The 12,939-nt window shown below is 51.8% G+C and carries 9 protein-coding genes, 2 tRNA genes and 3 rRNA genes; 12 read left to right on the top strand and 2 right to left on the bottom strand.

Going from position 1 to position 12,939, the window contains the following annotated elements; genetic code table 11:
* Window positions 1-122 precede the first annotated feature (122 nt).
* The 9 genes from pepQ to rrf all read left to right on the top strand — a co-directional run bounded on the left by pepQ (window position 123) and on the right by rrf (window position 9,690).
* Window positions 123-1,454, top strand: coding sequence for a Xaa-Pro dipeptidase (pepQ, locus tag GFC06_RS03930; RefSeq protein WP_016155150.1), 1,332 nt, complete (start codon window positions 123-125; stop codon window positions 1,452-1,454).
* On the top strand, window positions 1,454-2,068 hold the full coding sequence (locus GFC06_RS03925; RefSeq protein WP_047499555.1) for an IMPACT family protein: 615 nt from the start codon (window positions 1,454-1,456) through the stop codon (window positions 2,066-2,068). Before pepQ ends, GFC06_RS03925 begins: the two co-directional genes overlap by 1 nt.
* Before the next feature lie 38 nt (window positions 2,069-2,106).
* Window positions 2,107-3,558, top strand: a complete 1,452-nt coding sequence (gene trkH, locus GFC06_RS03920) for a Trk system potassium transporter TrkH (protein WP_003017848.1) — start codon at window positions 2,107-2,109, stop codon at window positions 3,556-3,558.
* A gap of 11 nt (window positions 3,559-3,569) precedes the next feature.
* Window positions 3,570-4,115 carry a menaquinone-dependent protoporphyrinogen IX dehydrogenase gene (gene hemG, locus GFC06_RS03915; protein WP_101701061.1) on the top strand — a complete coding sequence of 182 codons (546 nt, stop codon included), beginning with the start codon at window positions 3,570-3,572 and terminating at the stop codon, window positions 4,113-4,115.
* Between the two features lie 374 nt (window positions 4,116-4,489).
* Window positions 4,490-6,031: ribosomal RNA gene (locus tag GFC06_RS03910) — 16S ribosomal RNA — on the top strand.
* Window positions 6,032-6,102: 71 nt separating this feature from the next.
* Window positions 6,103-6,179 (top strand) — tRNA-Ile (locus GFC06_RS03905).
* A gap of 108 nt (window positions 6,180-6,287) precedes the next feature.
* Window positions 6,288-6,363: transfer RNA gene (locus GFC06_RS03900), tRNA-Ala, on the top strand.
* Window positions 6,364-6,571: 208 nt separating this feature from the next.
* Window positions 6,572-9,478, top strand: a 23S ribosomal RNA gene (locus GFC06_RS03895).
* Between the two features lie 96 nt (window positions 9,479-9,574).
* Window positions 9,575-9,690, top strand: a 5S ribosomal RNA gene (gene rrf / locus GFC06_RS03890).
* Together the 16S, 23S and 5S rRNA genes with 2 tRNA genes alongside form the textbook arrangement of a ribosomal RNA operon.
* A 121-nt stretch (window positions 9,691-9,811) precedes the next feature.
* Here the strand turns inward: rrf and mobB are convergent.
* A complete protein-coding gene (gene mobB, locus GFC06_RS03885; RefSeq protein ID WP_016155153.1) occupies window positions 9,812-10,315 on the bottom strand; it encodes a molybdopterin-guanine dinucleotide biosynthesis protein MobB in 504 nt (167 codons plus the stop codon).
* Window positions 10,312-10,896, bottom strand: coding sequence for a molybdenum cofactor guanylyltransferase MobA (gene mobA, locus GFC06_RS03880; protein WP_016157861.1), 585 nt, complete (start codon window positions 10,894-10,896; stop codon window positions 10,312-10,314). The genes mobB and mobA overlap by 4 nt, the downstream gene beginning before the upstream one ends.
* Window positions 10,897-10,965: 69 nt before the next feature.
* On the opposite strand from mobA, the gene GFC06_RS03875 reads away from it, so the two are divergent.
* The 3 genes from GFC06_RS03875 to dsbA all read left to right on the top strand — a co-directional run bounded on the left by GFC06_RS03875 (window position 10,966) and on the right by dsbA (window position 12,938).
* Window positions 10,966-11,235, top strand: a complete 270-nt coding sequence (locus GFC06_RS03875) for a YihD family protein (protein ID WP_003028616.1) — start codon at window positions 10,966-10,968, stop codon at window positions 11,233-11,235.
* Window positions 11,236-11,311: 76 nt separating this feature from the next.
* The gene (locus tag GFC06_RS03870) at window positions 11,312-12,298 is read left to right on the top strand and encodes a serine/threonine protein kinase (protein ID WP_153689853.1); all 987 of its coding nucleotides are present in this window, start codon (window positions 11,312-11,314) and stop codon (window positions 12,296-12,298) included.
* 16 nt (window positions 12,299-12,314) lie between these two features.
* A complete protein-coding gene (gene dsbA, locus GFC06_RS03865) occupies window positions 12,315-12,938 on the top strand; it encodes a thiol:disulfide interchange protein DsbA (RefSeq protein ID WP_016155156.1) in 624 nt (207 codons plus the stop codon).
* The last annotated feature ends 1 nt before the right edge of the window (window position 12,939 follow it).

Genomic DNA, 12,939 nt, shown 5'->3' with positions numbered 1-12,939 from the left:
ATAAAATGCAAATGAATGATTAAAGAAATGACGATTTGATCACGCTCGGCAGAAATCACGCACTCGCAAAACGATGTGCTAAGATGCGGACACTTGAGGTCAAAAAAACAGAAGGATAGAAAATGGAATCACTGGCCGCACTCTATAAAAATCATATCGTTACCCTACAAGAACGGACGCGCGACGCGCTGGAGCGCTTCAAGCTGGATGCGTTACTTATTCACTCAGGAGAACTTGTTAACGTCTTTCTCGACGATCATCCCTATCCGTTTAAGGTCAATCCGCAATTCAAAGCCTGGGTGCCTGTAACGCAGGTTCCTAACTGCTGGTTGCTGGTGGATGGCGTGAATAAGCCGAAATTGTGGTTCTACCTGCCGGTCGATTACTGGCACAACGTTGAGCCGCTGCCGACCTCCTTCTGGACGGAAGAAATTGAGATCATCGCGCTGCCAAAAGCTGATGGTATCGGTAGCCAGCTGCCTGCTGCTCGCGGCAATATCGGTTACATCGGTCCGGTTCCGGAACGCGCGCTGCAGCTGGACATCGCGGCCAGCAATATCAACCCGAAAGGGGTTATCGACTACCTGCATTATTATCGTGCTTACAAAACAGATTACGAACTGGCCTGTATGCGCGAAGCACAGAAAATGGCGGTGAATGGACACCGTGCCGCGGAAGAAGCGTTCCGTTCCGGGATGAGCGAGTTTGACATCAACCTTGCTTACCTGACTGCTACCGGTCATCGCGACACCGACGTGCCGTACAGCAACATTGTTGCGCTTAACGAGCATGCTTCGGTTCTGCATTACACCAGGCTGGATCATCAGGCTCCGTCTGAAATCCGCAGTTTCCTGCTGGACGCCGGTGCGGAATACAACGGCTATGCAGCAGACCTGACGCGTACGTGGTCGGCGAAAAGCGACAACGACTATGCGCATCTGGTGAAGGATGTGAATGACGAGCAACTGGCGCTGATTGCCACTATGAAAGCGGGCACCAGCTACGTGGATTATCACATTCAGTTCCATCAGCGCATCGCGAAGCTGCTGCGTAAGCATCAAATCATCACCGATATGAGTGAAGAGGCGATGGTGGAAAACGATCTTACCGGGCCGTTTATGCCGCATGGCATTGGTCACCCGCTGGGCCTGCAGGTACACGATGTCGCTGGCTTTATGCAAGATGACAGCGGTACGCATCTGGCCGCACCGTCGAAGTATCCTTACCTGCGTTGCACCCGCGTGCTGCAACCGGGCATGGTCCTGACCATCGAACCGGGCATCTACTTCATTGAATCGCTGTTGGCGCCGTGGCGTGAAGGGCAGTTCAGCAAACACTTCAACTGGCAGAAAATTGAAGCCCTGAAACCGTTCGGCGGTATTCGTATTGAAGATAACGTGGTGGTCCACGAGAACAATATCGAAAACATGACACGGGATTTAAAACTGGCGTAATGGACAGTTGGTTAATCCCTGCGGCGCCGGTAAGCGTCGTTGAAGAGATCAAAAAAAGCCGCTTCATTACGCTGCTCGCCCATACGGACGGCGTAGAAGCGGCGAAAGCGTTTGTTGAGTCAGTCAAAATGGAACACCCGGACGCCCGCCACCATTGTGTGGCGTGGGTGGCGGGCGCGCCCAATGACTCGCAGCAGCTGGGATTTTCAGACGATGGCGAACCGGCTGGTACGGCAGGCAAACCGATGCTCGCGCAGCTGATGGGGAGTGGCATCGGTGAGATTACCGCGGTGGTGGTGCGCTACTACGGCGGTATCCTTCTGGGTACGGGTGGGCTAGTGAAAGCCTACGGTGGCGGCGTGAATCAGGCGTTGCGTCAGTTAACGACGCAGCGCAAGACGCCATTAACCGAATATACTTTGCAGTGTGAGTACGGTCAGCTGGCAGGCATTGAAGCTTTGCTGGGGCAGTTTGACGGTAAAGTTGTTGCCAGTGATTACCAGGCTTTTGTTCGGCTCAGGGTGGCGCTTCCTTATGCCAAAGTGGATGAATTTTCGGCAAAACTGGCGGATTTTAGTCGTGGTTCATTGCAATTGTTAGCGATTGAAGAATAATCCCCACCTCATTTTAAAGAACTAAGGAAGCGGCAGAGATGCATTTTCGCGCCATCACCCGAATCGTTGGACTACTGGTCATCTTATTCTCGGGGACAATGATTATCCCCGGACTGGTAGCGCTCATCTACCGCGATGGGGCAGGGCGTGCGTTTACCCAAACTTTCTTCGTTGCTCTGGCGATCGGCTCCATGCTGTGGTGGCCAAACCGTAAAGAGAAGGGCGAGCTGAAATCGCGCGAAGGGTTTCTGATTGTCGTTTTGTTCTGGACCGTGCTGGGTAGCGTGGGTGCGCTACCGTTCATCTTTGCGGAAAGCCCTAACCTCACGATAACTGACGCTTTTTTTGAATCCTTCTCCGGATTAACCACCACGGGGGCGACAACGCTGGTGGGGCTGGATTCATTGCCACACGCTATCCTCTTTTATCGACAGATGCTGCAATGGTTCGGCGGGATGGGGATCATCGTGCTGGCGGTGGCTATTCTGCCTATTCTTGGCGTCGGTGGGATGCAGCTCTACCGGGCAGAAATGCCGGGCCCGCTGAAAGATAACAAAATGCGTCCGCGTATTGCCGAAACGGCGAAAACGCTGTGGCTTATCTATGTATTACTGACGGTGGCGTGTGCGCTGGCGCTATGGTTTGCCGGGATGCCCGCGTTTGACGCTATTGGGCACAGTTTTGCTACGATAGCCATCGGCGGCTTTTCCACACACGATGCCAGCGTGGGGTATTTCGACAGTCCCACGATTAACACCATTATTGCTATCTTCTTGCTGATCTCCGGTTGTAACTATGGTCTGCACTTCTCTTTACTCAGCGGTCGCAGCCTGAAGGTCTACTGGCGCGATCCAGAATTCCGCATGTTCATTGGGGTGCAGCTGACGCTGGTGGCTGTCTGTACGCTGGTGCTGTGGATACACAATACCTACGGTTCGGCACTCACGACCATCAACCAGGCTTTTTTTCAGGTGGTATCGATGGCGACGACCGCCGGATTTACTACGGACAGTATTGCCCGCTGGCCGCTGTTCCTGCCGGTGCTGTTGCTATGTTCTGCTTTTATTGGCGGCTGTGCCGGGTCGACGGGCGGTGGCTTGAAGGTGATTCGAATCCTGTTGCTGTTTAAGCAGGGTAACCGCGAATTGAAACGACTGGTCCACCCGAATGCGGTTTACAGTATCAAGCTGGGTAACCGTGCTTTGCCGGAGCGAATCCTTGAAGCTGTTTGGGGATTCTTCTCTGCCTATGCGCTGGTCTTTATTATCAGTATGCTGGCGATTATTGCGACCGGTGTTGATGACTTCTCCGCGTTTGCCTCTGTTGTGGCGACGCTGAATAACCTGGGGCCAGGGCTGGGGGTTGTCGCCGACAACTTTGCCAGTATGAACCCCGTGGCGAAGTGGATCCTGATTGCCAATATGCTGTTTGGTCGTCTGGAGGTCTTTACCCTGCTGGTACTCTTTACCCCTACTTTCTGGCGTGAATAATGGAGTAACACGTGAAAACACTGATTCTTTTTTCTTCCCGGGACGGACAAACGCGTGAAATCGCCGAGTATCTGGCTTCTGAACTCAAAGAGCTGGGCGTTTGGGCGGATGTCGTTAATTTGCATCGTACCGCGGAGCCTGACTGGCAAAATTATGACAGCGTGGTGATTGGCGCCTCGATTCGCTATGGTCATTACCATGCAGCTTTTCAGGAGTTTGTGAAAAAGCATGCCACGCGGCTGAACGCGATGCCGAGTGCCTTCTACTCCGTAAACCTGGTTGCCCGTAAACCGGAGAAACGCACGCCGCAAACTAACAGCTATGCGCGTAAGTTCCTGATGAGTTCGCCGTGGCGGCCTGATCGCAGTGCGGTTATTGCTGGCGCTTTGCTGTATCCCCGCTATCGCTGGTATGACCGCGTTATGATCCAACTGATAATGAAGATGTCAGGCGGTGAAACAGATACCAATAAAGAAGTGGTGTATACCGATTGGGAACAGGTCGCGGGTTTCGCGCGGGAAATCGCCCAATTAACCCACAAAACGTTGTCAAAATAAGCACAAAGAATAAAAAATACGCACTCGGAAGATTATTTTAAATTTCCCCTTGTCAGCCTGAAATAACTCCCTATAATGCGCCTCCACTGACACGGAACAACGGATTACAAACCGCCGGGTCAGCGGGGTTCCACTGAGAATCTCGCAGAGAAAAGCAAAAATAAATGCTTGACTCTGAATGAGGAAAACGTAATATACGGGACCTCGCGACAGAGCGCTAAAGCGCGTCGCAACTGCTCTTTAACAATTTATCAGACAATCTGTGTGGGCACTCGAAGATACGGATTCTTAACGTCGCAAGACGAAAAATGAATACCAAGTCTCTGAGTGAACACGTAATTCATTACGAAGTTTAATTCACGAGCATCAAACTTAAATTGAAGAGTTTGATCATGGCTCAGATTGAACGCTGGCGGCAGGCCTAACACATGCAAGTCGAACGGTAGCACAGAGGAGCTTGCTCCTTGGGTGACGAGTGGCGGACGGGTGAGTAATGTCTGGGAAACTGCCCGATGGAGGGGGATAACTACTGGAAACGGTAGCTAATACCGCCTAACGTCGCAAGACCAAAGAGGGGGACCTTCGGTCCTCTTGCCATCGGATGTGCCCAGATGGGATTAGCTAGTAGGTGGGGTAACGGCGCACCTAGGCGACCATCCCCAGCTGGTCTGACAGGATGAACAGCCACATTGGAACTGAGACACGGTCCAGACTCCTACGGGAGGCAGCAGTGGGGAATATTGCACAATGGGCGCAAGCCTGATGCAGCCATGCCGCGTGTATGAAGAAGGCCTTCGGGTTGTAAAGTACTTTCAGCGAGGAGGAAGGTGTTGTGGTTAATAACCGCAGCAATTGACGTTACTCGCAGAAGAAGCACCGGCTAACTCCGTGCCAGCAGCCGCGGTAATACGGAGGGTGCAAGCGTTAATCGGAATTACTGGGCGTAAAGCGCACGCAGGCGGTCTGTCAAGTCGGATGTGAAATCCCCGGGCTCAACCTGGGAACTGCATCCGAAACTGGCAGGCTAGAGTCTTGTAGAGGGGGGTAGAATTCCAGGTGTAGCGGTGAAATGCGTAGAGATCTGGAGGAATACCGGTGGCGAAGGCGGCCCCCTGGACAAAGACTGACGCTCAGGTGCGAAAGCGTGGGGAGCAAACAGGATTAGATACCCTGGTAGTCCACGCCGTAAACGATGTCGACTTGGAGGTTGTGCCCTTGAGGCGTGGCTTCCGGAGCTAACGCGTTAAGTCGACCGCCTGGGGAGTACGGCCGCAAGGTTAAAACTCAAATGAATTGACGGGGGCCCGCACAAGCGGTGGAGCATGTGGTTTAATTCGATGCAACGCGAAGAACCTTACCTACTCTTGACATCCAGAGAACTTAGCAGAGATGCTTTGGTGCCTTCGGGAACTCTGAGACAGGTGCTGCATGGCTGTCGTCAGCTCGTGTTGTGAAATGTTGGGTTAAGTCCCGCAACGAGCGCAACCCTTATCCTTTGTTGCCAGCGGTTCGGCCGGGAACTCAAAGGAGACTGCCAGTGATAAACTGGAGGAAGGTGGGGATGACGTCAAGTCATCATGGCCCTTACGAGTAGGGCTACACACGTGCTACAATGGCATATACAAAGAGAAGCGACCTCGCGAGAGCAAGCGGACCTCATAAAGTATGTCGTAGTCCGGATTGGAGTCTGCAACTCGACTCCATGAAGTCGGAATCGCTAGTAATCGTGGATCAGAATGCCACGGTGAATACGTTCCCGGGCCTTGTACACACCGCCCGTCACACCATGGGAGTGGGTTGCAAAAGAAGTAGGTAGCTTAACCTTCGGGAGGGCGCTTACCACTTTGTGATTCATGACTGGGGTGAAGTCGTAACAAGGTAACCGTAGGGGAACCTGCGGTTGGATCACCTCCTTACCTTAAAGAAACGTTCTTTGTAGTGCTCACACAGATTGTCTGATGAAAATTAGCAGTAAGAAAATCTCTGCAGGCTTGTAGCTCAGGTGGTTAGAGCGCACCCCTGATAAGGGTGAGGTCGGTGGTTCAAGTCCACTCAGGCCTACCAAATTTCTGCTGATGCTGCGTTGCGGCGATGCTCACATACTTCAGTATGCTTCGCGTCACCACGCCTTGCCTCAACAGAAATTAAGGTTAAACGAGATTTAACTACGATGGGGCTATAGCTCAGCTGGGAGAGCGCCTGCTTTGCACGCAGGAGGTCTGCGGTTCGATCCCGCATAGCTCCACCATTCCTTACTGCAAAAAAACAAGAAAACTTCAGAGTGTACCTGAAAAGGTTCACTGCGAAGTTTTGCTCTTTAAAAATCTGGATCAAGCTGAAAATTGAAACGACACACTGTTTCATTTCTCCGTAAACAAGAAATGAAAAGCGGTGTGTTCGAGTCTCTCAAATTTTCGCAACACTGAAGTGTTTTACGAAACATCTTCGGGTTGTGAGGTTAAGCGACTAAGCGTACACGGTGGATGCCCTGGCAGTCAGAGGCGATGAAGGACGTGCTAATCTGCGATAAGCGTCGGTAAGGTGATATGAACCGTTATAACCGGCGATTTCCGAATGGGGAAACCCAGTGTGATTCGTCACACTATCATTGCGTGAATACATAGCGTAATGAAGCGAACCGGGGGAACTGAAACATCTAAGTACCCCGAGGAAAAGAAATCAACCGAGATTCCCCCAGTAGCGGCGAGCGAACGGGGAGCAGCCCAGAGTCTGAATCAGCATGTGTGGTAGTGGAACGGTCTGGAAAGTCCGGCGATACAGGGTGATAGCCCCGTACACAAAAGTGCATGTGTTGTGAACTCGAAGAGTAGGGCGGGACACGTGGTATCCTGTCTGAATATGGGGGGACCATCCTCCAAGGCTAAATACTCCTGACTGACCGATAGTGAAACAGTACCGTGAGGGAAAGGCGAAAAGAACCCCGGCGAGGGGAGTGAAAAAGAACCTGAAACCGTGTACGTACAAGCAGTGGGAGCCTCTTTATGGGGTGACTGCGTACCTTTTGTATAATGGGTCAGCGACTTATATTCTGTAGCAAGGTTAACCGAATAGGGGAGCCGAAGGGAAACCGAGTCTTAACTGGGCGTTAAGTTGCAGGGTATAGACCCGAAACCCGGTGATCTAGCCATGGGCAGGTTGAAGGTTGGGTAACACTAACTGGAGGACCGAACCGACTAATGTTGAAAAATTAGCGGATGACTTGTGGCTGGGGGTGAAAGGCCAATCAAACCGGGAGATAGCTGGTTCTCCCCGAAAGCTATTTAGGTAGCGCCTCGTGAATTCATCTTCGGGGGTAGAGCACTGTTTCGGCTAGGGGGTCATCCCGACTTACCAACCCGATGCAAACTGCGAATACCGAAGAATGTTATCACGGGAGACACACGGCGGGTGCTAACGTCCGTCGTGAAGAGGGAAACAACCCAGACCGCCAGCTAAGGTCCCAAAGTCATGGTTAAGTGGGAAACGATGTGGGAAGGCACAGACAGCCAGGATGTTGGCTTAGAAGCAGCCATCATTTAAAGAAAGCGTAATAGCTCACTGGTCGAGTCGGCCTGCGCGGAAGATGTAACGGGGCTAAACCATGCACCGAAGCTGCGGCAGCGACACTATGTGTTGTTGGGTAGGGGAGCGTTCTGTAAGCCGTTGAAGGTGGCCTGTGAGGGTTGCTGGAGGTATCAGAAGTGCGAATGCTGACATAAGTAACGATAATGCGGGTGAAAAACCCGCACGCCGGAAGACCAAGGGTTCCTGTCCAACGTTAATCGGGGCAGGGTGAGTCGGCCCCTAAGGCGAGGCCGAAAGGCGTAGTCGATGGGAAACAGGTTAATATTCCTGTACTTGGTGTTACTGCGAGGGGGGGACGGAGAAGGCTATGTTAGCCGGGCGACGGTTGTCCCGGTTTAAGCATGTAGGCGGAGATTCCAGGTAAATCCGGAGTCTTGTTAACGCTGAGGTGTGATGACGAGGCACTACGGTGCTGAAGTAACAAATGCCCTGCTTCCAGGAAAAGCCTCTAAGCATCAGGTAACACAAAATCGTACCCCAAACCGACACAGGTGGTCAGGTAGAGAATACCAAGGCGCTTGAGAGAACTCGGGTGAAGGAACTAGGCAAAATGGTGCCGTAACTTCGGGAGAAGGCACGCTGATATGTAGGTGAAGTGATTTACTCATGGAGCTGAAATCAGTCGAAGATACCAGCTGGCTGCAACTGTTTATTAAAAACACAGCACTGTGCAAACACGAAAGTGGACGTATACGGTGTGACGCCTGCCCGGTGCCGGAAGGTTAATTGATGGGGTTATCCGTAAGGAGAAGCTCTTGATCGAAGCCCCGGTAAACGGCGGCCGTAACTATAACGGTCCTAAGGTAGCGAAATTCCTTGTCGGGTAAGTTCCGACCTGCACGAATGGCGTAATGATGGCCAGGCTGTCTCCACCCGAGACTCAGTGAAATTGAACTCGCTGTGAAGATGCAGTGTACCCGCGGCAAGACGGAAAGACCCCGTGAACCTTTACTATAGCTTGACACTGAACACTGGTCCTTGATGTGTAGGATAGGTGGGAGGCTTTGAAGTGTGGACGCCAGTCTGCATGGAGCCAACCTTGAAATACCACCCTTTAATGGCTGGTGTTCTAACGTAGACCCGTAATCCGGGTTGCGGACAGTGTCTGGTGGGTAGTTTGACTGGGGCGGTCTCCTCCTAAAGAGTAACGGAGGAGCACGAAGGTTAGCTAATCCTGGTCGGACATCAGGAGGTTAGTGCAAAGGCATAAGCTAGCTTGACTGCGAGAGTGACGGCTCGAGCAGGTGCGAAAGCAGGTCTTAGTGATCCGGTGGTTCTGAATGGAAGGGCCATCGCTCAACGGATAAAAGGTACTCCGGGGATAACAGGCTGATACCGCCCAAGAGTTCATATCGACGGCGGTGTTTGGCACCTCGATGTCGGCTCATCACATCCTGGGGCTGAAGTAGGTCCCAAGGGTATGGCTGTTCGCCATTTAAAGTGGTACGCGAGCTGGGTTTAGAACGTCGTGAGACAGTTCGGTCCCTATCTGCCGTGGGCGCTGGAGAATTGAGGGGGGCTGCTCCTAGTACGAGAGGACCGGAGTGGACGCATCACTGGTGTTCGGGTTGTCATGCCAATGGCATTGCCCGGTAGCTAAATGCGGAAGAGATAAGTGCTGAAAGCATCTAAGCACGAAACTTGCCCCGAGATGAGTTCTCCCTGACCCTTTAAGGGTCCTGAAGGAACGTTGAAGACGACGACGTTGATAGGTCGGGTGTGTAAGCGTAGCGATACGTTGAGCTAACCGATACTAATGAACCGTGAGGCTTAACCTTACAACGCCGAAGATGTTTTGGCGAAAGAGACATCGAAATTCAGCTTGATTACAGATTACATCGACATGCGAGAAGCGTGTTGATAAACAGAATTTGCCTGGCGGCTGTAGCGCGGTGGTCCCACCTGACCCCATGCCGAACTCAGAAGTGAAACGCCGTAGCGCCGATGGTAGTGTGGGGTCTCCCCATGCGAGAGTAGGGAACTGCCAGGCATCAAACAAGTGAAAAAGCCCATCCTGCCGGATGGGCTTTTTTGCGTCTGCAGGGAGTGAAAACTGCCGGAGGTGACCTCCCGCCTTATCCGGCCTACAAAGGCGTATCACGACACAGCAGCTATCTTCTTATCCATTGCGTAACAAAATCGGCAACTTGCTGTATATCGTTGATATCTAACAATGGAACATCCACCGCAAGCGGAATATCACTGGCAACCGCGATAACATAGTTGTCTAACGCCAGGTCCTCTGGACTGTGCCCGCAACCGTCGCGAAAAAGAACGATCTTAGCAACAGGTTCATGCTTAAAGCCCTCAACCAACACCATATCCAGTGTGGAAGCATCCATCCTGCTTACCAGGTACGCTAAATCCAGTTCGGGCTCTTCCGGGGTCTCTACCATTAATGCCCAGCGCTGCTGGCTGGCGACCAGGGTTTGCGCTGCACCGGCTTTGCGTAGCTCATAGCTATCTTTGCCGGGCTTATCAACATCCATATTGTGATGAGTATGCTTAATCAATCCGGGACGAATGCCTCTGGCACGTAGCTCCGGGATCAATTTTTTAAGCAGCGTAGTTTTTCCCGTTCCGCTCCATGCTGCTATAGCGAGTAATGGGATCATGATTTATCCTGCCATTTTGCAAGTTCTTCAGGGGTGTTCACGTTCACGAACGCATCTTTATGATCGCTGAAATCGACAGCATGACCGCCAGCCTGGCGCATAAAGACCATGACGCGTCTTTCACCGGACTGAAGATAATCCTGTAGCAAGGGTTGCATGGTGCGGTGCATTAGCGCAATGGTCGGATGATCTCTTTCGCCATCATGCACCCAGACAACCGGTGCAGCTTTGCGCTGCTCCTTCAAACGTTTGACCAGATCGTGAGGAATATAGGGCATATCGCACGGGCAGAACAGAAACCACTCCCCCGCTTGCTGTAGGAATACCGATAGCATCCCGGCCAGTGGGCCAGGGAAATCGGCCAATGAATCAGGGATAACTTTCAGGCCGCTTTGTTGGTAAATATCCCGGTGGCGATTGGCATTAACCACCACGGTTTCGACCTGTAAAGCGAGGGTATCGGCCACATGCCGCCAAAGAGGTTTACCGTCAAGCTCAAGCAGACCTTTATCGGTTCCGCCCATCCGTCTGGCCTTACCGCCTGCCAGCACAACCCCTGTTATTGCACTATCCAGAATCACTGATATCGCCTCTTTTAATGTGGGATTGACCCTGCTAACGTATCTGTATTGAGCCTAAGGAGCACAACCATGAAATGTAAACGTCTGAATGAAGTTATTGAACTCCTCCAGCCGGCCTGGCAGAAGGAACCCGATCTTAACCTGATGCAATTTTTACAGAAACTGGCGCAAGAGTCAGGTTTTGACGGCGAACTGGCGGATTTAACTGATGACATTCTGATCTATCACCTGAAAATGCGTGACTCGGCGAAAGACGCCGTCATCCCAGGTATTCAGAAAGATTATGAAGAAGATTTTAAAACCGCACTACTCCGCGCACGTGGCGTCATTAAAGAGTAAAAGCTTGTAATCGCCACCACCGAAAGCGCTGCGAAATGATATCCTGAATCATTCGTAGTATTTTCCGGATGATGGGATGAACGACAACGCTTTTAATTTCCAGACGCTACACCCGGATACCATCATGGATGCACTGTTTGAGCAGGGGATCCGGGTGGACTCAGGGCTTACCCCGCTTAACAGCTATGAAAACCGTGTCTATCAATTCCAGGACGAAGACCGTCGACGCTTTGTCGTTAAGTTTTATCGCCCTGAACGTTGGTCTGTCGATCAGATCCAGGAAGAGCACCAGTTTGCTCTGGAACTGGTAAGCGATGAAGTCCCGGTAGCTGCACCGCTGGTACTAAGCGGCCAAACGCTGTTAAGCCATCAGGGTTTCCATTATGCGATCTTCCCCAGCGTCGGCGGGCGGCAGTTTGAGGCCGACAATATCGATCAGATGGAGGCGGTGGGGCGCTATCTGGGGCGTATGCATCAGACCGGATGCAAGCGTACTTTTGCCTTTCGCCCGACGATTGGCCTTGAAGAATACCTGACTCAGCCGCGTAAGCTTTTTGAACACGCACAGTTGATCCCATCAGGGCAAAAAGCGGCTTTCCTGAAGGCAACGGATGCGCTTATCGCGGTCGTTACCGAACGCTGGCATGCACGTTTTACCACGTTACGTCTGCACGGCGATTGTCATGCCGGTAATATTCTGTGGCGCGATGGTCCGATGTTTGTCGATTTAGATGATGCCCGCAATGGCCCGGCTGTTCAGGATTTATGGATGCTCCTCAATGGCGATAAAGCTGAACAACGCATGCAGCTTGAAACCATTATCGAGGCTTATGAAGAGTTTAGTGAGTTCGACACCTCTGAAATCGGACTGATAGAACCTTTACGCGCTATGCGTTTAGTTTATTATCTTGCCTGGCTAATTCGACGTTGGGCTGACCCTGCGTTTCCAAAAAACTTCCCGTGGTTAACCGGGGAAGATTACTGGCATCGTCAGACCGCGACCTTTATTGAGCAGGCAAAAATTCTGCAAGAGCCCCCCTTACAATTAACGCCAATGTATTAATCGGAGAAATTTGAACATGAAAAAATTATGGCTGGCGCTGGCTGGTATGGTTTTAGCTTTTAGCGCATCTGCAGCGCAGTTCCAGGATGGCAAACAATACATCACTCTGGAAAAGCCTGTTGCGGGTGAACCGCAAGTGTTGGAGTTCTTCTCCTTCTACTGCCCGCACTGCTATCAGTTTGAAGAAGTTCTTCACGTCTCTGATAACGTGAAGAAAAAACTGCCTGAAGGCACCAAGATGACCAAGTACCACGTCGAGTTTCTGGGGCCGTTGGGCAAAGATCTGACGCAAGCTTGGGCCGTTGCTATGGCGCTGGGCGTTGAAGATCAAGTAACCGTTCCGTTGTTTGAAGGTGTTCAGAAAACCCAGACCGTTCAGTCTGTAGCTGATATCCGTAAAGTGTTTGTCGACGCGGGTATTAAAGGTGAAGACTATGATGCGGCATGGAACAGCTTCGTGGTGAAATCACTCGTGGCACAGCAGGAAAAAGCGGCGGCTGATTTACAGCTGCAGGGCGTTCCGGCAATGTTCGTGAATGGCAAATATCAGGTAAATCCGCAGGGCATGGATACCAGCAGCATGGATATCTTTGTACAACAGTATGCGGATACCGTGAAGTATCTGGTTGGTCAGAAGTAAA

The sequence above is a fragment of the Citrobacter braakii genome, from assembly GCF_009648935.1.
Taxonomy (GTDB): Bacteria; Pseudomonadota; Gammaproteobacteria; order Enterobacterales; family Enterobacteriaceae; genus Citrobacter; species Citrobacter braakii.
The sequence above is the reverse complement of the archived record's forward strand: the minus strand, read 5'-3'. Positions and strand labels throughout refer to the sequence as shown.